This is a genomic window from Micromonospora sp. NPDC048909, from assembly GCF_040649635.1.
GTDB lineage: Bacteria > Actinomycetota > Actinomycetes > Mycobacteriales > Micromonosporaceae > Micromonospora.
Genome location: NZ_JBEZFU010000001.1, coordinates 488,291 through 509,440, shown reverse-complemented (window position 1 = coordinate 509,440; position 21,150 = coordinate 488,291). Strand labels below are relative to the sequence as shown.

The 21,150-nt window shown below is 73.5% G+C and carries 19 protein-coding genes; 5 read left to right on the top strand and 14 right to left on the bottom strand.

The annotated features are described in order from the left end of the window. The coding region (locus tag AB0C04_RS02485) for a HAMP domain-containing protein (RefSeq protein ID WP_357047157.1) at positions 1-1,297 on the bottom strand (1,297 nt) is incomplete at its 3' end. A gap of 166 nt (positions 1,298-1,463) precedes the next feature. On the opposite strand from AB0C04_RS02485, the gene AB0C04_RS02480 reads away from it, so the two are divergent. Both AB0C04_RS02480 and AB0C04_RS02475 read left to right on the top strand, forming a co-directional pair. Then, positions 1,464-3,563 carry a SpoIIE family protein phosphatase gene (locus tag AB0C04_RS02480; protein WP_357047155.1) on the top strand — a complete coding sequence of 700 codons (2,100 nt, stop codon included), beginning with the start codon at positions 1,464-1,466 and terminating at the stop codon, positions 3,561-3,563. A gap of 40 nt (positions 3,564-3,603) precedes the next feature. After that, positions 3,604-4,035 (top strand): hypothetical protein, encoded by a 432-nt coding sequence (locus AB0C04_RS02475; protein ID WP_357047153.1) that lies wholly within the window; start codon positions 3,604-3,606, stop codon positions 4,033-4,035. A gap of 34 nt (positions 4,036-4,069) precedes the next feature. On the opposite strand, the gene AB0C04_RS02470 is transcribed toward AB0C04_RS02475, so the two are convergent. Then, positions 4,070-5,428 (bottom strand): FAD-binding oxidoreductase, encoded by a 1,359-nt coding sequence (locus AB0C04_RS02470; protein WP_357047151.1) that lies wholly within the window; start codon positions 5,426-5,428, stop codon positions 4,070-4,072. A gap of 101 nt (positions 5,429-5,529) precedes the next feature. Between AB0C04_RS02470 and AB0C04_RS02465 the strand changes: the two genes are divergently transcribed. After that, positions 5,530-7,626: a S9 family peptidase gene (locus tag AB0C04_RS02465; RefSeq protein ID WP_357047149.1), complete on the top strand. Its 2,097-nt coding sequence runs from the start codon at positions 5,530-5,532 to the stop codon at positions 7,624-7,626. 154 nt (positions 7,627-7,780) lie between these two features. Next, positions 7,781-8,056: a hypothetical protein gene (locus tag AB0C04_RS02460; RefSeq protein WP_357047147.1), complete on the top strand. Its 276-nt coding sequence runs from the start codon at positions 7,781-7,783 to the stop codon at positions 8,054-8,056. A 76-nt stretch (positions 8,057-8,132) separates the two neighbouring features. Here the strand turns inward: AB0C04_RS02460 and AB0C04_RS02455 are convergent, their stop codons facing one another. The 6 genes from AB0C04_RS02455 to AB0C04_RS02430 all read right to left on the bottom strand — a co-directional run bounded on the left by AB0C04_RS02455 (position 8,133) and on the right by AB0C04_RS02430 (position 14,217). Further along, positions 8,133-10,289, bottom strand: coding sequence for a bifunctional polysaccharide deacetylase/glycosyltransferase family 2 protein (locus AB0C04_RS02455; protein ID WP_357047145.1), 2,157 nt, complete (start codon positions 10,287-10,289; stop codon positions 8,133-8,135). Continuing rightward, positions 10,286-10,714, bottom strand: a complete 429-nt coding sequence (locus AB0C04_RS02450; RefSeq protein ID WP_357047143.1) for a hypothetical protein — start codon at positions 10,712-10,714, stop codon at positions 10,286-10,288. Before AB0C04_RS02450 ends, AB0C04_RS02455 begins: the two co-directional genes overlap by 4 nt. Before the next feature lie 113 nt (positions 10,715-10,827). Then, on the bottom strand, positions 10,828-12,351 hold the full coding sequence (locus AB0C04_RS02445) for an ABC transporter permease (RefSeq protein ID WP_357047141.1): 1,524 nt from the start codon (positions 12,349-12,351) through the stop codon (positions 10,828-10,830). Continuing rightward, positions 12,348-13,049, bottom strand: a complete 702-nt coding sequence (locus AB0C04_RS02440) for an ABC transporter ATP-binding protein (RefSeq protein WP_357047138.1) — start codon at positions 13,047-13,049, stop codon at positions 12,348-12,350. The genes AB0C04_RS02445 and AB0C04_RS02440 overlap by 4 nt, the downstream gene beginning before the upstream one ends. Beyond that, on the bottom strand, positions 13,046-13,582 hold the full coding sequence (locus tag AB0C04_RS02435; protein ID WP_357047136.1) for a PadR family transcriptional regulator: 537 nt from the start codon (positions 13,580-13,582) through the stop codon (positions 13,046-13,048). The genes AB0C04_RS02440 and AB0C04_RS02435 overlap by 4 nt, the downstream gene beginning before the upstream one ends. A 65-nt stretch (positions 13,583-13,647) precedes the next feature. After that, on the bottom strand, positions 13,648-14,217 hold the full coding sequence (locus AB0C04_RS02430; RefSeq protein ID WP_357047134.1) for a TIGR03086 family metal-binding protein: 570 nt from the start codon (positions 14,215-14,217) through the stop codon (positions 13,648-13,650). A 31-nt stretch (positions 14,218-14,248) separates the two neighbouring features. Between AB0C04_RS02430 and AB0C04_RS02425 the strand changes: the two genes are divergently transcribed. Beyond that, on the top strand, positions 14,249-15,064 hold the full coding sequence (locus AB0C04_RS02425) for an AraC family transcriptional regulator (protein ID WP_357047132.1): 816 nt from the start codon (positions 14,249-14,251) through the stop codon (positions 15,062-15,064). A 344-nt stretch (positions 15,065-15,408) separates the two neighbouring features. Here AB0C04_RS02425 and AB0C04_RS02420 read toward each other — a convergent pair whose 3' ends face one another. The 6 genes from AB0C04_RS02420 to AB0C04_RS02395 are packed head-to-tail and all read right to left on the bottom strand — an operon-like array spanning position 15,409 to position 21,006. After that, positions 15,409-16,956, bottom strand: coding sequence for a SpoIIE family protein phosphatase (locus AB0C04_RS02420; protein WP_357047130.1), 1,548 nt, complete (start codon positions 16,954-16,956; stop codon positions 15,409-15,411). After that, positions 16,946-18,307, bottom strand: a complete 1,362-nt coding sequence (locus AB0C04_RS02415; RefSeq protein ID WP_357047128.1) for a sensor histidine kinase — start codon at positions 18,305-18,307, stop codon at positions 16,946-16,948. Before AB0C04_RS02415 ends, AB0C04_RS02420 begins: the two co-directional genes overlap by 11 nt. Next, positions 18,304-19,317: a SpoIIE family protein phosphatase gene (locus AB0C04_RS02410; protein WP_357047127.1), complete on the bottom strand. Its 1,014-nt coding sequence runs from the start codon at positions 19,315-19,317 to the stop codon at positions 18,304-18,306. The genes AB0C04_RS02415 and AB0C04_RS02410 overlap by 4 nt, the downstream gene beginning before the upstream one ends. After that, positions 19,314-19,733, bottom strand: coding sequence for an ATP-binding protein (locus tag AB0C04_RS02405; protein ID WP_357047125.1), 420 nt, complete (start codon positions 19,731-19,733; stop codon positions 19,314-19,316). Before AB0C04_RS02405 ends, AB0C04_RS02410 begins: the two co-directional genes overlap by 4 nt. Beyond that, the gene (locus tag AB0C04_RS02400) at positions 19,730-20,146 is read right to left on the bottom strand and encodes an STAS domain-containing protein (RefSeq protein ID WP_357047123.1); all 417 of its coding nucleotides are present in this window, start codon (positions 20,144-20,146) and stop codon (positions 19,730-19,732) included. Before AB0C04_RS02400 ends, AB0C04_RS02405 begins: the two co-directional genes overlap by 4 nt. Beyond that, positions 20,146-21,006, bottom strand: a complete 861-nt coding sequence (locus tag AB0C04_RS02395) for an STAS domain-containing protein (RefSeq protein ID WP_357047121.1) — start codon at positions 21,004-21,006, stop codon at positions 20,146-20,148. Before AB0C04_RS02395 ends, AB0C04_RS02400 begins: the two co-directional genes overlap by 1 nt. Positions 21,007-21,150 lie beyond the last annotated feature (144 nt).

Sequence of the window (21,150 nt, the reverse complement as noted above, 5' to 3'; positions counted from 1 at the left end):
GCTGGTCGACCATCGTGTTCACCGTCGACTTCAGCTCCAGGATCTCGCCCTGCGCGTCGACCGTGATCTTCTGCGACAGGTCACCCTTGGCGACCGCCGTGGAGACCTGGGAGATGTTGCGCACCTGACTGGTCAGGTTGCCGGCGAGCTGGTTGACGTTCTCGGTGAGGTCCCGCCAGGTGCCGGAGACCCCGCGCACCTGGGCCTGGCCGCCCAACTTGCCCTCGATGCCCACCTCACGGGCCACCCGGGTCACCTCGTCGGCGAACGACGACAGCTGGTCGACCATCGTGTTGACGGTGTCCTTCAGCTCCAGGATCTCGCCCTGCGCGGCCACCGTGATCTTCTGCGACAGGTCACCCCGGGCCACCGCCGTGGAGACCTGCGCGATGTTACGCACCTGACTGGTCAGGTTCGACGCCATCGAGTTGACGTTGTCGGTCAGGTCCTTCCAGGTGCCGGCGACGTTCGGCACCTCGGCCTGGCCGCCCAGCTTGCCCTCGGTGCCCACCTCGCGGGCCACCCGGGTCACCTGCTCGGCGAAGAGCCGCAGCGTGTCGGTGAGCGAGTTCATCGTGTCGGCCAGCTCGGCGACCTCGCCGCGCGCGCTGACAGTGATCTTCTGCGACAGATCGCCCTTGGCCACCGCGGTCGCCACCTGCGAGATCGACCGCACCTGGCCGGTCAGGTTCGACGCCATGGTGTTCACCGAGTCGGTGAGGTCCTTCCAGGTGCCGGCGACGCCCCGGACGTCGGCCTGGCCGCCCAACTTGCCCTCGGTGCCCACCTCCCGGGCCACCCGCGTCACCTCGTCGGCGAAGGACGACAGCTGGTCGACCATCGTGTTCACGGTGCGCCCGATGCGCAGGTACTCACCGCGCAGCGGTCGCCCGTCGATCTCCAACGCCATCTGCTGGGAGAGATCGCCGTCGGCGACCGCCACGATGACCCGGGCGATCTCGGTGGTCGGCCGGCCCAGGTCGTCGATGAGCGAGTTGATCGCCCGCTGCCCCTCGGCCCAGGAGCCGTCCAGGCCCTCGTCGTCCAGGCGCTCGGTGAGCCGACCGTCCCGGCCGACGATCCGGCTGATCCGCCGCAGGTCGAGGTACTGCCGCTCCTGGAGCGAGACGACCTCGTTGAAGGCGTCCGCGACCTCCCCGGCCGCCCCCGCGCGCCGGGGCAGCCGTACCTTGAGGTCGCCGCGACCCACCCGCCGCAGCGCCTCGGTCAACTCACCGAGGAGCGCCTCGTGGTCGGTCGCGGACGGATCCGCCACCGACTGCTTCGCCGTGGTCATCATTCCTCGTCTCAGCTCGGGGGCACCGACGCTGCCGACACGCCGGCCACCCCATATTGTGCCTGGGATCGCGCCGATGCCAGCTCGCGCGACCTCTCGCCACGCCCGACAGCCCGTGCGGTGGCGACCGGAGGCGGGGATCGGCTTGGCACCTGCCGGGGTGGCGATGGAGGATACGAGGGTGTCGGCGGAGGCGAGGCCCGCGGCGGCCGGGGGCCCGGACGGGCACGTCCGGCGCGTCCGCCTTCCCGCCGACCGGCGTACGCCCGCCGCGGCGCGCGCCCTGGTCCGCTCGGTTCTCGCCGAGGCGGACCTGGACGAACTGCTCAACGAGGCCCTGCTGCTCACCACGGAACTCACCACCAACGCCGTGGAACACGCGGGCACCGAACTGGACATCGAGGTCGCCGCTGACGATGTCGGGCTGACCGTCACGGTCTCCGACTTCGCCTCCGGCCCCGTCGAGGAGCTGACCGTCGGGGTGCGCAACGACACCACCGAGATCACCGAGGTCGCCGAGCGGGGTCGCGGGCTGCTCCTGGTCGACCACTTCTCCAGCCGCTGGGGCACCACCTACCTGCCCACGGGGAAGGGCGTCTGGTTCCGGCTGGACCGACCGGACGCCGGCCCGGCCTCAGCGGGCGCCGCCGCCGGTGCCCGGTGTGGGCACGGCGGTGCCGGGGGCGACGGACCCGGCGCGGTGTCCAGCGACGCGCCGAGCGCCGGCGCGATGAGCGAGCTGATGCAGATCAGCCCCGATCCGTACGCGGACGACCCGCTGCCCGATTTCGCCACCGGCCTGCTCACCCGGGTCGCCGAGATGGTCGGCGCGGCCGGTGGGGTGATCCGGCTGGACCGGGGCGACGGACCGGGCTCGCAGGTGCTGGCCCGCTACGGCCGCCAGCCCCGCGACGGCAACGAGCTGCTCCGGGTGAAGCTGAGCGTGCACCGCCCGTACGCCGGCGAGCTGGAGCTGGACGCGGCGCCGTCCGCGTACGCCCGGCCGCTCGCCGTGCTGGCGGCCGAACGGCTCTCGCTGCACCTCGAGAACGACCGGCTGCGGCGGACGGACGTCCGGCGCCAGGCCTGGCTGACCTTCCTGGCCGAGGCGAGCGAACTGCTCGCCCAGTCGCTCGACGTCGAGCTGACCATGGCGCTGATCCCGCAGCTCGTGGTGCCCCGGCTCGGGCAGTGGTGCGCGGTGCACACCACCGACGAGTGGGGCCGGCTCCGGCTCGCGGCCTCCAGTCACGCCGACGAGTCGGTCCTGCCGCAGCTGCACAAGGTGCTCCAGGAGACCGGCCCGGATTCCATCCAGGCCCGGCTGCGCGAGGCGTCCCGCAACGCGGCGCAGGTCCCGCTCGGCGGGCCGATGGAGGGTTTCGCGGTGCCGCTGATCGCCCGGGGCCAGCGGCTCGGCACCCTGGCCGTCGGGCGGCACCAGCGGCACCGGCACGACCCGGACGAGGTCGCCGTGCTCGAGGACGTGGCCCGGCGGGCCGCGCTGGCGATCGAGAACGCCCGCATCCACGCCGAGCGCCGCCGGGTGGCACAGACGCTCCAGCAGTCGCTGCTGCCCCCGGTGCTGCCGGTGGTCGACGGGATCGGCTTCGCCGCCGAGTACGTGCCGACCGGTGACGACGCCGACGTCGGCGGCGACTTCTACGACGTGTTGCCGCTGCCCGACGGGCGGTGGCTGGTGGTGATCGGCGACGTCTCCGGCAAGGGGGTGCAGGCGGCGGCGGTCACCGGGCTGGTGCGCGACGTGATCCGGGTGCTGGTCGGCGACGGCAAGCCGCTGCCCGAGGTGCTCACCCGGCTCAACGAGACGCTGGTCGAGCGGGGTGGCGGCCGATACTGCACGCTGGCCATGGCGGCGGTGGGGCCGGGCGACGGCGACCGGCTGGACGTCTCCCTGCACCTGGCCGGGCACGACCGGCCGGTGCTGCTGCGCGGCGGGGGCGGTGGCGCGTTCGTCGGCACCGGCGGCACCGCGCTGGGCCTGCTCGACACCATCACCACGCCCACGGCGGAGGTGCCGCTGGGCCCGGGCGACGCGCTGATCTTCTATACCGACGGGGTCACCGAGCGGCGGCGTGGGCGGGAACTCTTCGGCACGGAGCGGCTGCGTGACGCCGCCGCGCCGTTGGCCGGCTACTCGGCCGACGTGGTCGCCGCGCGGCTGCGGGCCGCCGCGATCGGCTTCTCGGTCGAGGCACCCCGCGACGACATCGCCATCCTGGTCCTGCGCAACGACGCGGTCTGACCGGGCGGTGCGGCGGTGCGCCAACCGGTAGGTTGACGACATGTCGACCACTGTGGATGTTGCCGCCGACCGGCCGCGTCTGGCCCGCGTCGTCCTGGTCACCCAGGCAGCCGTGATCGCCGCCTTCGTCGTGGTCGCAGCGCTCTACGTCGGGCGGATGCTGACCGCCGGCGTCGGCCCCGCGGAGATGCTGACCGGGGCGTACGACCCGAAGGATCTTGTTCCTTTCGGCCTGCACGGGGCGAACCCGTTCCTCTGGCTCTACGCCACGGTGTCGGTCCTCTACCTGGCGGGTGCCGTGCTCACCGTGCCGATGGCGATCTACGCCGTGGCGGTGGTGGCCCGGGACGCCGACCGCATCCCCCGGCGGTCGCGGATCCTCCTGCTCGTCGGCGCCGGAACCACCGCGTTCCTGCTGCTGGCCCGCTTCACCCCGGCGCTCGCCGACATGCACCAGTGGTGGCTGGACTGATCATCCGGGGCGGGCGGGCCACGGGGCCGGCGACTCAGAAGCCACCGGGTAGGCGGCCGGGGGCGAGCCGGTGGTGCGGGTCGAGGTGCTCCTTGGCCGCCCGCAGCCGGGGCAGGGTGGTCAGCTCGCCCCACAGGTCGACCGCGCGGCGGACCGCGGCGGGCGCGGAGAGCACCACGCACCGGCCCCGGCGGGCCACCAGCACCCCCCGGACGGCGGCCAGGATCGAGGCCACCCGATCGGGAGGCAGCGACCCGGGCAGGGCCGCGTGCACCACGCCCAGCCCGGCGGAGCCGCGCACCGGCACCGGGGCGCCGGCCGCGTCGCGCAGCGCGTAGACGGCCGCGTGCAGATCGGTGATCGGCACCTCGATGCGCAGGGCGGTGTCGCCCGGCGCGAACGGGTAGCGCCGCCACCAGGTCGGCGGGGAGTGGGTGACCGTGACCCCACCGTCGAGCAGCGACACCAGCCGCTCGGCCCGCTCGACCACGTCGGCCGGGCCGCCCTCCAACAGGACCACGAGGCTGCCGGCCCGGGACGGCACGTCGGCCCGACCGGTCATCGACGGGTGGCGGGCCCGGGCCGCGGCGGCCGGGTCGTCGGCGCGCACCGGCCGGCGCGGCAACGGCGCGCTGGCCGAGAGGTCAAGCTCGACGGCGGCGGGATCGAGGCGCGCGGCGAGGATGGCCCGCACCAGGTCGTTGACCTCGAGCGGGGTCCACACCGGACGCGAGACCCAGAGCCGACTGGCCGGCACGGGCTGCACCCGCAGGGTGGCTGAGACCAGCACGCCGAGCGCGCCCTGCGACCCGCAGAGCAGCCGCGCCAGATCCAGCCCCGGCGCACCCCCGCCCGCGCTGACCAGCTCGCCGTCGGCGGTCAGGTAGCGGACGCCGACCAGTTGGTCGCAGGGGCTGCCGTGCCGATGGCGCAGCGGGCCGGCCTCACCGGCGGCGAGCACCCCGCCGAGGGTCGCCCCGGGCGAGGGTGCGTCGACGGCGAGCCGCTGGCCGGTGCGCTCCAGGGTCGCCTGGACGGCGCGCAGCGGCGTGCCGGCTCCGACCTCGACCGTCGGCGCGTCGACCGGCTCGTGCCCGATGCCGGCCAGCCGGCCGGTGTCGAGCATGATGTCGACCTGCTCCGGGGCTGCACCCCAGTCGATCTTCGTGCCGGCGCCGCGCGGAACCACGGTCAGGTCGTGCGCGGCCGCCAGCCGGAGCACCCGGGCCGCCGCCTGCGGACCGCCCGGGACCGCGACCCAGCGGGCGGCCCGGCCGGCCACCTCGTCGGCCGGGCCGGCGAACCGGGCGAACGGCGGACCACAGATCTCCGTCAACCGATGGGTGATCTCCAGAGCTCCGGACCGGTCGATCGAACTCGCTGCAGCCGCCATGCCCGTCATCGTACAGGTGTTCGAATGGCTGTGGTGTCGAATGCGGGCGGCCGGGCCGCGCGTACCGGCGGCGACCGGCGGCCGGCCGGTAACGTGACGCCGTGACCACCGAGAATTCCGCGCCCACGGCCAAGCAGGTCCCCAGCGAGCGGACCCACCACGGCGACACCGTCGTCGACGAGTACGCCTGGCTGGCCACCAAGGACGACCCGGAGACGATCGCGTACCTGACCGCCGAGAACGCCTACACCGAGGCCCGCACGGCGCACCTGGCCGGCCTGCGCACGGAGCTGTTCGAGGAGATCCGCCGGCGCACCCAGGAGACCGACCTGTCGGTGCCGACCCGCAAGGACGGCTACTGGTACTACAGCCGCACGGTCGAGGGGCAGCAGTACGGCGTGCAGTGCCGGCGCGCGGTCCGCGACGGCGAGACCGAGCCGCCGGTCAGCGCGGACGGCGCCCCGCTCGACGGCGAGGAGGTGCTGCTCGACGGCAACCTGCTGGCCGAGGGGCACGACTTCTTCGCCCTCGGCGCGTTCGACGTCAGCCCGGACGGCCGCTGGCTGGCCTACTCCACGGACTTCTCCGGCGACGAGCGGTTCACCCTGCGGGTCAAGGACCTCGACACCGGCGAGCTGCTCCCCGACGAGGTGCCCGACACCTTCTACGGCACCGCCTGGTCCGCCGACGCCTCGGTGCTCTTCTACGTCACCGTCGACGACGCCTGGCGACCCAACCGGGTCTGGCGGCACACCATCGGCTCGCCGGCGGCCGACGACGTGGTGGTGCATCAGGAGGACGACGAGCGGTTCTGGGTGGGGGTCGAGCTGACCCGCTCGGAGAAGTTCATCCTGATCGACATCCACAGCAAGATCACCAGCGAGGTGCTGGTGATCCCGGCCGGTAACCCGGCCGGCCCGCCCGCCGTGGTCGCGCCCCGCCGGCAGGGCGTCGAGTACGCGGTGGAGCACCACGGCCACCGTTTCCTGATCCTGCACAACGACGACGCCGAGGACTTCGCGCTGGCCTACACCTCCGCCGACGCGCCGGGCGACTGGGTGCCGCTGATCGAACACTCCCCCGGCACGCGGCTGGAGGCGGTCGACGCGTTCGCCGACCACCTGGTCGTCTCGCTGCGGACCAACGGGCTGACCGGGCTGCGGGTGCTGCCGATCGGCGGCGGCGACTCGTACGACATCGACTTTCCCGAGCCGCTCTACAGCGTCGGGCTGGACGCCAACCCGGAGTACCGGACCGGGCAGATCCGGCTGCGCTACTCCTCGCTGGTCACCTCGGACTCGGTCTACGACTACGACCTGGTCACCCGGCAGATGGTGCTGCGCAAGCAGAAGCCGGTGCTGCCCGGGCCGGACGGGCGGCCGTACGACCCGGCCGACTACGAGCAGCACCGGGACTGGGCGCTCGCCGACGACGGCACCCGGGTGCCGATCTCGCTGGTCTGCCGGGTCGGCACGCCTCGGGACGGGTCCGCACCCTGCGAGCTCTACGGCTACGGGTCGTACGAGGCCAGCATGGATCCCTGGTTCTCGGTGGCCCGACTCTCCCTGCTGGACCGGGGCGTCATCTTCGCGGTGGCGCACACCCGGGGCGGCGGCGAGCTGGGCAGGCGCTGGTACGACCAGGGCAAGCTGCTGGCCAAGAAGAACACCTTCACCGACTTCGTGGCGACCGCCCGACACCTGGTCAAGGCCGGCTGGACGGCGAGCGACCGGCTGGTGGCCCGCGGCGCGTCGGCCGGCGGGTTGCTGATGGGCGCGGTGGCCAACCTCGCGCCGGACGCGTTCACCGGCATCGTCGCGCAGGTGCCGTTCGTGGACGCGCTCACCTCGATCCTCGACCCGTCGCTGCCGCTGACCGTCACCGAGTGGGAGGAGTGGGGCAACCCGCTCGACGACCCGGAGGTCTACGCGTACATGAAGTCCTACACGCCGTACGAGAACGTGGCGGCGGTGGACTATCCGGCGATCCTCGCGGTGACCAGCCTGAACGACACCCGGGTGCTCTACCACGAGCCGGCGAAGTGGATCGCGAGGCTGCGGGCCACCGCCCCGCAGGGCGACTACCTGCTCAAGACCGAGATGGGCGCCGGTCACGGCGGCCCCAGCGGTCGCTACGACTCCTGGCGGGAGGAGGCGTTCATCAACGCCTGGATCCTCGACCGCCTCGGCCGGGCCTGACCGCACGCCCGCACACTGCGCAACAAGATCGCGCAACACCCGGGAAGTAGTGGCCTCGACGACTGATCGAGGCCACTACTTCCCGGGAACCAGCACGATCTCGACCGGTCCGGCGGGAAGCCGGCGACGGGCGGGCGGCGGGAAGCCGGCGACGGTGGCCCGGGGGAACGTGGCGGCGGTCGGCCCGGCGGGGCGGCCCGAGCGCCTAGACTTCCCGGGTGATCGGGGCACGGTGGTGACCGGGGTCGACCGGGACGACGAAGAGCCGGGCGGGCCGTCCGACCAGGAGGCTGCGGCGCCCGGAACGGCCCGGCGCCGGCCGGCGTTGCTGATCCTCGCCGTGCTCTCCGCCGCCCTGGTGGTCTGCTGCTGCTCGGCCGTGGTCGGACTGCTGATCGCCTGGTCCGCCGGCCTCTTCCACCAACCCTGACCGCGCCTTCCGGGCGAGCCCGCGTGGGCAGCGACGGCTGTCCGACCTGTCCGCGCGGCGGACCCCGAGGGCGGGGTCAGCCGGCGCGGGCGGCGGTGACCAGGGCGGCGGCTTCGCCGGTGCGGACCATCCGGTGCCAGCGCAGCCGGTTGCCGATCACCGCGGTGACCACCGACTGGACCACCACCAGGTACATCACCTGGCGGTACACCAACTGCTGGAGCGGCAGCGCCCAGAGCGGCCCGAACCGCTCTCGGTCGAGCCGCAGCGCGTAGCCGGCGGTCAGCGCCTGGAGCAGCAGCAGACCGAACCAGGACAGGGCGAGCGTCGACCAGGGCAGGAAGAGCAGCCCGTAGAGGGCGAAGACGTCGACCGCCGGCGCGGTCAGCGGCAGCAGGATCTGAAAAACCATGAGGTACGGCAGCCCGCGCCGGCCGAGCTTGCCGCCCGCTCCCGACTCGCGTAGCGCGTGCCGGTGCTTCCACATCGCCTGCATCGTGCCGTAGCACCAGCGGTAGCGCTGCCGCCACAGCTGCCGCAGGCTCGACGGCGCCTCGGTCCAGGCGATCGCCGCCTCCTCGTACACCACCCGCCAGCCGGCCCGCAGCACCTTCATGGTGAGGTCGGTGTCCTCCGCCAGGGTGTCCGCCGGCACCCCTCCGACGCCGAGCAGCGCCTCGCGGCGGAACGCGCCGATCGCACCGGGAATCGTCGGCATGCACTCCAGCACGTCGTACATCCGGCGGTCGAGGTTGAAGCCGATCACGTACTCCAGGTGCTGCCAGCGGCCGAGCAGCCGCCGGCGGTTGGCCACCTTCGTGTTGCCCGAGATGGCGCCCACCGAGCGGTCGGCGAAGCCCTGCACCAGCCGGTACACCGTGTCCGACTGGAACACGGTGTCCCCGTCCACCAGCACCAGCAGCTCCGCCCGGGCGGCTCGGATCCCGGTGTTCAGCGCGGCCGGCTTTCCGGCGTTCGCCTGCCGGAGAACGCGCACCCCGCGCAGCCGCATCCGCTCGACGATGTCGGCGGTGCCGTCGGTGGACCCGTCGTCCACCACGATCACCTCCAGCGTCGGGTAGGCGCTGGCGATCAGCGACCGGACGGTCGCCGCGATGTTCGCCGCCTCGTTGTACGCCGGCACGATCACCGACACCGGGGCGCGGACCTCGGGCCGGGGGCCGGTGCTCCGGCGTACCCGGCGAACGTGCCGCTGGGCGCAGAACACCTGGACCGCCAGCCGGGCGACGCCGAGCACCAACGCGATTCCGAGCAGCAGGTTCATCGCCCCGGCGACCCAGCCCGCGCCGCGCTGGGTCCAGCGCAGCGCGGTGCCGCTCAGCCGGGTGCCGGTGCTCGCCGGGAGCGCCGACTCCGGCGCGCCGATGCCCGCCGAGACGGTGGTGAACCGGTATCCCTGCCCGGTCAGCTCGGGCAGCAGCCGGTCCAGCGCGGCCACCGTCTGGTCGCGGTCGCCGCCGCCGTCGTGCATCAGCACCACCGCGCCGCGCCCACGGGGCGGGGTGGCGGCCTTGACGATCTGGGCCGTCCCGGGGCGCTCCCAGTCCCGGGTGTCCCGATCGGCGAGCACGGCGAGGTGACCGCTGCCGGCGGCGTCGCGCAGCGCCTCGTACCCGGGCCCGGTCAGCTCGGACGGCAGGGACGAGAAGGGCGGCCGCAGCAGGGTGACCTCCCGTCCGGTCGCCCCGGCGATCGCCTTGCGGGTCAGCGATAGCTCCAGGTCGCGCCGCCAGCCCGGCTGGCTGGCGAGGTCGGCGTGGGTGAAGGTGTGCGAGCCGATCTCGTGCCCCTCGGCGAGGATCCGCCGGATCAGCTCGGGGTGCTCGTTGACCCGGGCGCCGACCACGAAGAAGGTGGCGTGTGCGTGGTGCCGGCGCAGCGCGTCGAGCACCTGTGGCGTCCAGCGCGGGTCCGGGCCGTCGTCGAAGGTGAGTGCGATCGTTCGGTCCGGCATGGTGCGGGTGACCGGCTCGGGTCGGTCCAGCCGGAGCACCGGGCCGCCGGCGGCGACCGGCTCCGGCACACCGGCCGCGGACGTCTCCGCCGCGCCCTGGTCACCGTCGGTGACGGCTGCGGCCGGCCCCGAGCCGCCGCCGAGACCGGTCACCAGACCGTGCACGGTGAGCGTGGCGAGCAGCAGGACCAGGCCGAGCAGGAGCAGCAGCCAGTGCGCTCGGGGATCGCGCCGGGCGACGTGCCGCGGGGGTGTCACTGCGGCTTGCCCGGAGGCCTGCTCGGCTTCGCCGTGTTGCGCCGCTCGTCACCCTGGCCGGGCCGGTCGGACCCGCTCGGTCGAGCGGCCGGGGCCGCCGGGGTGGGACGGCCGGTCCGCGCGTCCGCCGACGGGGAGGTCGCCGGGACCGGCGCGGAGGTGTGGGTGATCGGTGAGGGGACCGCGCCGGGGAGGTCGGCGACCTCGCCCTGTCCGTCCAGTCCCGCCTCGACCGGCTGCGCCGGCCGGTCGTCCGACCAGCCGGGCAGCGGCACCGAGGGGTCGAAGAAGAGGCCGGCGAGGATCAGCGCGAAGCTGGTGAGCAGGCCGAGCCCCATCGCGGTGCCGGCGATCACGGTCAGTCGGCGTCGACGGCCGGTCCGGTCGACGAACACCGGCGGGGCGCCGCCGGGCTGGTTGTGCATGTGCTGAGCTCCCGCCGCCGCAGCCGCCGCAGGCCGTCCGGCCCCGGCGTCGGGCCCGACCGTCCGGGCCCTCGGAGCAGACAGCGCCCCGACGGACGCGGGTGTTACAGAGTTCAGGCAGTCCTAAGCTCCTCGACCGCCGTGCTGGCCCGCAGGAAGAGCAGACCGACTCCGACGGTGACCAGCACCGCGGCCAGCGCGCCGGCCCCGAGCAGTGCCAGCTGTTCCCACGGCACCTCGGGCGCCCGACTCACCGCCGGACTTGTCACGATCCGGGTGTACTGGGGACGGGTGGCCGGGTCCTCGCAGAGCGCCGCGCTGGCGTCGCAGACCTCGTAGGCCGCGCCGCCTTGGCTGACCTCGCCGAAGAGCCCGCGGGACAGGAAGGTGCCGACGGCGAGCGCCAGCAGGATCGACGGGACGGCGGGCAGCAGCGACTGCCAGGCGATGGATCGGGCCAGGATGCCCCGCGGCACGCCGGTGGCGACCAGCGCGGCGTACGCGCGCCGCCGGGCCACGATGCCCTCGACCACGGCGACGAGCAGCCCCGTGGCGGCGATCGCCACCGCCACGGCCACGGCGAGGTCCACCAGATCCATGGTGGCGAGATAGAACGGGTCGCTGCCCTCGTCGACTCCGGCGAACCGGTTCTGTTCCCGGGTCAGCTGGTCCCGCAGGGCGAAGTCGGCCCGCAGGGCGGCCGCGCCGGCGCCGAAGATCAGTGCGGCCAGCAGGGCGGCGAAGGTCCGGCTGCCCGCCCACGGGTCGGCCGTGAGCCGACCGGCGGCGAGCAGCGCGGCGGGCTGCCGCGCGTGGCGGCGCAGCAGTCGACCGGTGGTGTGCGAGATCCAGCCGGTGCCGGTCACCACGCCGATCATGGCCGTCAGCCCGCCACCGGCCAGCAGCGCCAGCAGCGTCCCGACCGGTGGGCCGTCGGGGCTCCGGTCGTAGCGGATGATCGACCCGCCGGCGGCGAACGCGAGCACGCCGATCCCGATCAGCACGCCGGCCCAGGGGCGCGGCCCCCGTTCCCGATTGGCCTTGCGGGTCACGCCCAGCGGGCTGGTGGTGACCCGGCGCAGCATCACCGCGGTGGCCAGCGCGGCGACCAGCGGCAGCCCCAGCACCACCGCGGCCATCGCCCCGGGCGACGGCAGCACGTCGGTGGGCAGGGCCAACTGCCCTCGCGCGTCCGGCCGGTCGAACAGCTCCCGGCCGCCGACGTAGCCGGCCAGTGCGGCCAGCGTCCCGAGCAGGCCGGCGACGCCGGTCTCCAGCATCGCGAGCCGGGTGACCTGGCCCGGGGTGGCGCCGGCCAGCCGGAGCGCGGCGAGCCGGCGGTCCCGGGCCGGGGCGCCGAGCCGTGCGCACTGCCCGGCCAGCGCCAGCACCGGGACGCAGAGCAGCAGCAGGGCGAACGCGGTGCCGCCGCGCAGGCCCGGCTCGCGCAGCAGCGCGTTGCGGTACTGCTCCGACTGGGCCCAGGCGTCGCCCGCCGGTTTGGGGATGGCCAGCACGGTGAGGGCGGCCAGCGCGGCCAGCGTCGCCAGCGCGGCACTGAGGGCGGTGAGCAGCACCCGGACCGAGTCGGTGCGGGTGCCGGCGAGCGCGAGCCGGAGCAGCGCCGCCGGTCTCACCGCCGGCCGCCGGCCAGCGACACGTCCAGGCCCAGGCCGGTCTGGTCGATCTTCCCGTCCCGGAGGACGACCTCCCGATCGGCGTACGCGGCGATCCGCGGCTCGTGGGTGACCAGCACGATCGAGGTGCGCTGCTCCCGAGCGAGCCGGACGAGCGTGGTGAGCACCTGCTCGCCGGTGAGGGTGTCGAGCGCGCCGGTCGGCTCGTCCGCGAAGAGCATCCGCGGCTCGGTGACCAGCGCCCGGGCGGTGGCGCAGCGTTGCTGCTGTCCGCCGGACATCTCGCCCGGTCGGGTGTCGGCGACGTCTGCCACGCCGAGCCACTCCAGCCAGTTCAGCGCCGCCGTCCGCGCTTCTCGCCGCCCCGTGCCGGCGAGAAGCAGCGGAAGCGCGACGTTCTCCGCCGCGGTCAGCTCGGCGACGAGCTGACCGAACTGGAACAGTACGCCGAAATCGGTGCGCCGCAGCCGGGAACGGGCCGCCTCGGAGAGCAGGTCGATCCGCTGGTCGCGCCAGGTCACCTCGCCGGCGTCCGGGCGCAGGATCCCGGCCATGCAGTGCAGCAGGGTGGACTTGCCGCAGCCGCTCGGACCGGTGACGGCGACGATCTCGCCTTCGGCGACGTCGAGGGTGACACCGCGCAGCGCGGGCGTCCGTCCGTACGCCTTGACCACGCCGCGAGCCTGGAGCTGGGTCACGAGTGCACCTCCCGGTGCCAGTCGGCGACCCGGTCCAGGGTGGTGTGCAGCCACCGCAGGTCCGCGTCGAGGTGAGCGACGGCGAAGTCGGCCGCCAGCAGATCGTCGAGGCTCGCCGACGGGTCGGTCTTCACCGCGGTCAGCTCGCGCAGCCGGGCGGTGTGCGCCCGGCGCTGCTCGATCAGGTAACTCCGGGCCCGGTCGACGTCGGCGACCAGCAGCGCCACCACCACCTTCGCGAAGAGGGTGCTGGTCACGTAGGGCATCGGAGGCTCGATGGTGGACAGCCACCGATCCAGCGCCGCACGACCGTCGCCGGTCAGCGCGAAGGCGGTGCGCTCGGGACCACCGTCGCGATCGTGGCCGGCGGTGGCCACCAGGCCGTCGCGTTGCAGCCGGCCGAGGGTGGCGTAGACCTGCCCGAAGGCGAGCGGCCGGGCCCGGGGCAGCCGCTCGTCGTGCGCCCGCTTGAGCTCGTAGCCGTGCTTGCTGCCGGTGGCGAGCAGCCCGAGCAGCACGTGCGGAGTGGACACGCCTGCCACTATTCGCTCAGCGAATAGCCGAGTCAAGCAGCCCGGGCGGCCCGGCGCTTTTTCCTTCAGCCGGCGGACCAGGCCGGGTCACGCCCGGTGACACCGAGCAGGCGGTGCAGGTCGGGCACGGTCGGATCGGTCGGCACCGGCTCGGCGAAGACGCCCATCTTCCGGGCCGTCGCGCCCAGCTGCTCGACCAGCTCGTGCAACGCGGCTGTCGCCTCGGGCGCCGGAGCGTACGCCTGACCGGTGGCGGTGGCCAGGTCCCAACCGTGCACGGTCAGGTCCAGCAGCGCCATGCCGCCCACCGTGGCCTGTGGCATGCCCATGCCGGTCGATATGCCCTCCAGGCTGGCCGGGTCGGACCAGGCGGCGACCAAGCGGTCGGTCTCGACCTCGAACCGGTCCCGCCAGCCGTCGGCGAGATGGTCCGGCTTGTCCGCCCACTCGACCGGCCGCTTCGCGGCGAGGTCCTGGAAGTTGACCACCACCTGGAAGAGATGGTTGAGCAGGTCGCGCACCGAGTAGTCGTGGCAGGGTGTCGGCAGGTCGAGCTGGTCGTCGGCGATGCCGCGCACCACCGCGACCGTTCGCGGCGCCGCAGCCGCCAGCAGCTCGCTAGTCTTTGTGGCCATAGGGCCAGCGTATGAGGGTGGTCTTGAAAAAATGCGACAGCAGCCGCGCGGCGACAACCGGGGAATCCTCGACCCCCGACGGTTGCTGCGCGAGGTCCACTTTCGCCGGCACCTGCCCGCCGGACGGCTGCGCCGGTACGTGGAGCACTACTGGCTGATCGACTGGGATCTGACCGAGCCGTTCGAGCAGCGCGTCGTACCGCACCCGGCGGTGAACGTGGTGTTCCGCCGCGACGGCGGGGCCCCGGAAGTCGGCGAGGTGGCCGGCGTCGGGCTGGCCCTCTTCTCGGTCACCCTGACCGGGCGCGGCCGGGTCTGCGGCGTGCAGTTCCGGCCGGGCGGCTTCCGCCCCTTCTGGCGCCGCCCGGTGGCCGAGCTGACCGGCCGGCACCGGCCCCTCGCCGACCTCGCCGCGTCCTGGCCGCCGGCCGCCGACCACACCGGCGGCATCTGCGACGGTACGGACACCGAGCGCTGCCAAGCGCTCGACGACCTGCTCACCGGCTGGGCGCCCGAGGCCGACCCGGTGACCGACGAGGTGATCCGGCTGGTCGAGGAGATCCGTACCGACCGGACGGTGCTGCGGGTGGACGAGTTCGCCCGCCGGCACGGGCTCTCCACCCGCCGACTGCAACGCCTCTTCCTCGACCGGGTCGGCGTCGGTCCGAAGTGGGTGATCCGCCGCTACCGGTTGCAGGAGGCGATCGAGCAGGCCGCCGACGGGCCGCAACCGGACTGGGCCCGACTCGCCGCCGACCTCGGCTACAGCGACCAGGCCCACCTGGTCCGCGAGTTCACCGCCGCCACCGGCACCTCGCCCGCCGCGTACGCCCGCTCGCTCGCCTGACCGGTCATCCGGCGGCGGCATCGACCCCCGCTCGGCCGGTCGGCCGGCACCACGGAATGTAATCTCGTCGTCCTCCCCGGCCTAGCCACCCCGATGCTTTGCTCTGCTTCAGCAGAGGAAACAGCAACGGAGGGTCATCGTCGGCGGGCGACGTTCAACGGCGGCGAATGCCACAGCAGCAGTTCAGGGCGGTGTTGCCGATAGTGAAGCAGAGCAAAGCGGAAGAGGCGGAGTGTGGCCGGGACGTGGCTATGGTGACGCTACGCATTCACGCCAACAGTCACCGTACGTGATTTTTCGCAGGTGACCGTCCGCGTGCACCGGCAAACCGGCGCCGCCGCAGCTCAGCGACGGCGCAGGGCGACCACCGCGACGTCGTCGTGGATCTCGGGCGGGGCGAGCTCGACCAGCAGCCGCTCGCAGAAGCGGTCCAGGTCGTCGTCGACCTGCGTGGCGACGGCGGCCAATGCGGACAGCCCGTCGTCGATCGTCGCGTCCCGCCGCTCGATCAGGCCGTCGGTGTAGAAGACCAGCGTCGCCCCGGCCGGCAGCACGAACTCCAGGTCCTCCGGACGCTCGGCACGCACACCGAGCAGCGGCGCCGAGTGCTGCACGAACTCGACCTTGCCCTCCAAACTGAGCAGCGGCGGCAGGTGCCCGGCGCTGGCCAGGCGGATCCGCCCGGTGGGCGGGTGCAGCAGCAGCACGCAGATGGTGGCCAGCTCGTTCGGGAGCAGGGTGCGCATCAGCTCGTTGACCCGGTGCAGGATCGCCCCCGGCTGGTGCCCCTCCACCGCGTACGCCCGGACGGCGTGCCGTAGCTCGGCCATCACCGTCGCCGCGTGCAGCGAGTGCCCGGCCACGTCACCGATGGCCAGCAGCAGGTGCCCGTCGAGCATCACCAGCTCGTAGAAGTCGCCACCCACCTCGGTCTGCGCGCTGGCCGGTTCGTAGCGCACCGCCAGGTCCAGACCGTTGATCTCGGGGATCCGACGGGGCAGCAGGCTGCGCTGGAGGGTGACCGCGATCCGGTGCTCCTCGTCGAAGGAGCGCTGCGCCTCCACCGCCGCCGCCACTGCCTGGGCCAGCTGCACCAGCACCGGTGTCCGGGCGGTCTGCGTGCTGGTGGGCACCACGACGTAGAGCGGCGCGCGGTCGGTGCGCAGCCGGGCGGCGGCCACCGTCACCGTGTCGTCGGCCGGCCAGTCGACCAGCCCCCACTCGGCCGGGTCGGTGACCCGGACCGTCGCGCCGATCGGCACCCCCGTGTCGTCGACGACCCACGGCACGATCGTCGCCTCGGAGCCGGGGCCCGCCGCGATCCCGGCGAGGCAGTCACCGTCGAAGGTCTCCGCCACCACCGCGGCCGGGCTCTTGAAGATCTGCGCCGCGCCGGCCGCGGCCTCCTGCAACAACCGGGTGAAGTTCGGCGCGGTGTGCACCGCGACGGTGGTGTCGGCGAGCCCGAGCAGCCGTTCGGCGAGCAGCTCGGCCCGCTGCCGGGCCTGGTAGTAGCGGAGCACCGCGTGCGCGGTGGCGACCAGCTCCTCCGGCTCGATCGGCTCGGCGAGGTACGCGTCCGCGCCTCGGGTGAGGCCCTGGGCACGGTCCGCCACGTCCACCGCGTGCGCGGACACGTGGATCACCGGCATCGCCGGGTGCGCTTCCTTGATTCGTTCGCAGACCTCGTAGCCGCTCAGGTCGGGCAGCCGCACGTCGAGCACCACCAGGTCGACCGGGTCGATGTCGACCCGGGCCAGCGCCTCGGCGCCGTTCTCGGCCTCCAACACCCGGAACCCGGCCCGGGTCAGCCAGCTGACCAGCAGGTAGCGCTTGGTACGGCTGTCGTCGACCACCAGCACCGTCGACTGGGCCTCCACGTCAGGCTCCACCCACGGGCAGGGTGACGGTGAAGGTGCTGCCCTTGCCCGGCTCGCTGGCCAGCTCCAGGGTGCCGCCGAGCAGGGTGACCAGCCGCCGGGCGTACGGCAGGCCGAGGCCGGTGCCGCCGACCCGGGTCGCCCCCGGGACCTGGTAGAACTCCTCGAAGATCCGTTCGTGCAGCTCCGGGGCGATGCCGGGGCCGGTGTCGGAGACGGTCAGCGACCACTGCTCGCCCCGCAGCTCCGCGCGGAGCCGGACCTCGCCCCGCTCGGTGAACTTCAGCCCGTTGTGCAGCAGGTTGCGCAGCACCTGGCCGAGCAGCACCTCGTCGGTGCGCAGCGTGGCGGGGCTCGGCGGCTCCTCCACCACCAGCGCCATCTCCGGCCGGGTGGCCAGCGCGCGCAGCGTGCCGCGGAGCTGCCCGAAGATCGGCCGGAGGTCGACCTGCGCCCAGCCCGGCTCGATCCGGCCCGACTCCGCCTTGGCCAGGTCGAGTAGTTCGTTGACCAGGGTGAGCAGATCGGCCGCGGAGGATCGGATCAGCCCGACCTGCTGGGCCTGCTCGGTGGTGAGCGGGTCGGACGACGAGTCGGCGAGCAACCGGCCCAACCCGATGATCGCGGTCACCGGGGCCCGCAGCTCGTGGCTGACGTTCGCCAGGAACCGGCTCTTGGACTCGCTCGCCGCCCGCAGCTGGGCCGACTTCTCGTCCAGCTCGGCGTAGAGGGCCACCACGCCCCGGTTGGTCTCCTCCAACTCCTCGGAGAGCTGCCCGTAGAGGGCCATCACCCCACGGTTGGTCTCCTGGAGCTCCTCGTTCAGCACGGCCAGCTCGTCGCGCTGGCTGCGCACCTCGTCGAGGGCAGCGATCAGCTGTTCGTTCTGCGCAGCCAACTCGTCCAGGGCGCTGCCCGGAACGCTCCGGCCGAGCTCCGCGCGAAGCTCGGCAAGCCGCTCCGGGGTCAGCGCCTGCGCGGTGACCGGGACACGTCGGGACATCCTCACGACCGTATCCCGACCGAGCCGGATCGTGCCTAGGCTGTCCACCAGCCGCGCCACCGCGGCGGATTGCGGCTCGTACCGCTCAGCGGGCAGCGGGCCGACCGGAAGCAGGTCCACCCGCAGGTGGCACCGGCCGTCCGGGCCGTCGTCGACGTGGAAGCTGACCTCCGCGCCACCGACCGCGCGCAGCAGATCCCGGGCCACCTCGCTGAGCGCGGTGGCGATCCGGACCTGGTCCTGGTGCTCCAGCCCGACCGCCGCGGCCACCTCCCGGCCGCGCTGGCGGACCACGAAGATGTCGTGCTCGACCCGCAGCGCCATCTGGAGCAGCGGCGGGCGGTCGAGCTGCCCGGTCATGCTGTCGCCCTCGCGACCAGCACGCAGGCGTCGTCGCGCCGGGTGCCGGCGTCACGCAGCAGCGTCGCCGCGACCACCAGGGACGAGCGCTCGGCCAGTCCCGGGTAGTCGTCCAGCTGCCACCGGTCCACCACCCCGTCACTGTGCATCACCAGCAGATCGCCCGGCTCGAGGGGGTAGTCGTACTCCCGTACCACCGGCCGCTGGTGCCCGGCGATGCCCGGCAGGGAGACCAGCCCCCGACGCCGGCCGCCCGCGGTGACCACCTGCGCCGAGATGTTGCCCAGCCCGGCGTAGTGCAGCACACCGGCCGGTGGGTCCAGCTCGGCCACCGCCAGCGCGGCCCCCCGGGTGTGCGACATCGACCGGTGCAGGTGCTGGACCACCGCGGCCGGCGGGCCGGCCGGCGCGCCATGGAAGGCGGCGATGGCCGCGTCGCTGGCGGCGGAGGCCAGCGGGCCGTGCCCCAGGCCGTCGCTGACCAGCACCTGCCGGCGTCCCTCGGCCACCCGGACGGCAAACCCGTCGCCGCTGACCGTCTCGCCGGTGATCGGCCGGGTCAGCCCGGCGGCCCAGCGTGGGGCGTCAGCGCCGGACGGCCAGACCTGCACGGCGAGGACGGTGCCCCGGGCCGGGAGCGAGTAGCCGTCGAACCAGCTGGCCTGCCGGACGATCGCGCCGAGGCCGATGCCGAGGGTGCCGACGGTGGAGTGCCCGTCGCGCGAGGAGACGGTGAGGTCGGCCATGCCAGGCCCCGAGTCGATGGCGACCAGCTCAACGCCGGCCTCCCGCTCGCGTCGTATCGGGCGGAGCAGCAGCACCCCCTCGTCGGCGTGCTTGACCAGGTTGCTGGTCAGCTCGGCGGCGACGATGGCGAGGTCGGCGGTGCGCGCCTCGCCCAGCTCCAGCTGGCGGCCGAGGCGCTCGGCGGTCCGCCGGACGGTGCCGCCCGTGCCGCCCGACTCCACCCGGAACCAGACTCCGCGATCGGTGATCGCGTCCTCGGTCATCGAGACCACTTGGTTACCGTGATCCGGGTGCCCGCCCCGACTCCGGTCTCGATGTCGAACTCGTCGACGAGCCGGCGCGCGCCGCTCAACCCGAGGCCGAGGCCGCCACCGGTGGTGTAGCCGTCGGTGAGCGCGAGGTCGAGGTCGGCGATGCCGGGCCCGGAGTCGGCGAAGACGATGCGTACCCCGCGGCGCCGGCCGTTGTCCACGGTCGTCACCTCGACACTGCCCCCGCCGCCGTAGACCAGGGTGTTGCGGGCCAGCTCGCTGGCCGCGGTGACCAGTTTCGTCTGGTCGACCAGCGAGAGCTTCACGGCCACTGCCACCGTCCGGACCAGCTGCCGGACGCGGACCACGTCCTCGTCGCTCTGGATCGCCTGTGCCTGCGGGTGGCCCAGGTCGATGCCGGCGGTCATGACGTGGCCGTCGTCTCGGCGTCCACCTCGTCCTCGAGCGCGGCCTGTTCGTGCTCGTCGGCGTGCGCGGCCGCGATCAGGTCCATGCCCCGTTCCACGTTGAGCGCCGTCCGGATGCCGTTGAGCGACAGCCCCAGCTCGACCAGCGTGATGGCGACCGCCGGGCGCATCCCGACCACCACGGTCTCGGCGTCGAGCACCTTGGAGATCGAGGCGATGGTGGAGAGCATCCGGCCGACGAAGGAGTCGACGATGTCCAGCGCCGTGATGTCGATGATCACGCCGTGGCAACCGGTCGCCACGATCCGTTCGGCGAGATCCTCCTGGAGCTGGACCGCGGTCTGGTCGGACATGTCGACCTGGATGGAGACGAGCAGGATGTCGCCGATCTTGAGGATCGGCACCCGCTCCATCAGGCGTCCCGACGTGACTGTCGGCGCGCGGTCTCGACGCCGGAGAGGCGGAGCACGTGCCGCAGCGCGTCGGCGAGGCTCGCCTTGGTGGCGATGTCACCGAACTCGATGCCGAGCGCCACGATGGTCTGGGCGATCTGTGGGCGGATGCCGGAGATGATGCAGTCCGCACCCATCAGCCGGGCGGCCACCACGGTCTTCAGGATGTGCTGGGCGACCTGGGTGTCCACCGCCGGAACGCCGGTGATGTCGATGATCGCGTACGGGGAGCTGGTGTCGACCAGGGTCTGCAGCAGCCGCTCCATCACCACTTGGGCCCGCGCCGAGTCGAGCGTGCCGACCAGCGGCACGGCGACGACGCCCTCCCAGAGCTTGACCACGGGGGTGGAGAGTTCGAGCAGCTGCTCGGCCTGATCGGCGATCAGACCCTCGCGGGTCCGGACGAAGGTCTCGAAGGTGAAGAGGCCCATCTGGTCGACCAGCCCGGAGAACGCGACGTAGTCACGGAGGGCGGTGGCGCTTCCCTCGGTTTCCAGCAGCTCCAGCAGCACGTCCTTGAGCGCGAACACGCTGATCGCCGTCTCGGTGGCGGAGAAGCCCTGCCGGGCCCGGCCCCGGGACAGCTCGGCGAGCACGGCCCGCAGCTCGGCGGCCCGGTCGGCCTCCAGGTCGATGGTCCCCTGCTCGCCCGCGATGATCATGGCGCGGTGCAGCTCCTGCAGCTGCCGGCGCAGCTCGGCCTGACTGAGCCGGCCGCGCAGCGACGCCGCGACGAGCTCCGCCCAGCGCTGGGTGACCCGCTCGGCGTGCTCATTGAGCAGTACGGCGAGCCGACCACTTTCCTCGGCGTTCAACGCCATTGCCAAACCCCCTTGACCTGGACCGGCCGGACTCTATCACCGGGTGCTGGCGGACTAGTTGTCCCAGAGCAACGGAATGACGATGGCCACCAGATCCCGGCTCCCGTTCTGCGTCCGACCCCCGTCGTGGGATACCGTTCCACC

Bases quoted from the DNA above. Each gene is read 5' to 3' on its own strand.
- AB0C04_RS02480 (WP_357047155.1), top strand. From the start codon at position 1,464: ATGGAGGATACGAGGGTGTCGGCGGAGGCGAGGCCCGCGGCGGCCGGG.
- AB0C04_RS02475 (WP_357047153.1), top strand. From the start codon at position 3,604: ATGTCGACCACTGTGGATGTTGCCGCCGACCGGCCGCGTCTGGCCCGC.
- AB0C04_RS02470 (WP_357047151.1), bottom strand. From the start codon at position 5,428: ATGGCGGCTGCAGCGAGTTCGATCGACCGGTCCGGAGCTCTGGAGATC.
- AB0C04_RS02450 (WP_357047143.1), bottom strand. From the start codon at position 10,714: ATGCACAACCAGCCCGGCGGCGCCCCGCCGGTGTTCGTCGACCGGACC.
- AB0C04_RS02430 (WP_357047134.1), bottom strand. From the start codon at position 14,217: ATGGCCACAAAGACTAGCGAGCTGCTGGCGGCTGCGGCGCCGCGAACG.
- AB0C04_RS02425 (WP_357047132.1), top strand. From the start codon at position 14,249: ATGCGACAGCAGCCGCGCGGCGACAACCGGGGAATCCTCGACCCCCGA.
- AB0C04_RS02415 (WP_357047128.1), bottom strand. From the start codon at position 18,307: ATGACCGGGCAGCTCGACCGCCCGCCGCTGCTCCAGATGGCGCTGCGG.
- AB0C04_RS02410 (WP_357047127.1), bottom strand. From the start codon at position 19,317: ATGACCGAGGACGCGATCACCGATCGCGGAGTCTGGTTCCGGGTGGAG.
- AB0C04_RS02405 (WP_357047125.1), bottom strand. From the start codon at position 19,733: ATGACCGCCGGCATCGACCTGGGCCACCCGCAGGCACAGGCGATCCAG.
- AB0C04_RS02400 (WP_357047123.1), bottom strand. From the start codon at position 20,146: ATGGAGCGGGTGCCGATCCTCAAGATCGGCGACATCCTGCTCGTCTCC.
- AB0C04_RS02395 (WP_357047121.1), bottom strand. From the start codon at position 21,006: ATGGCGTTGAACGCCGAGGAAAGTGGTCGGCTCGCCGTACTGCTCAAT.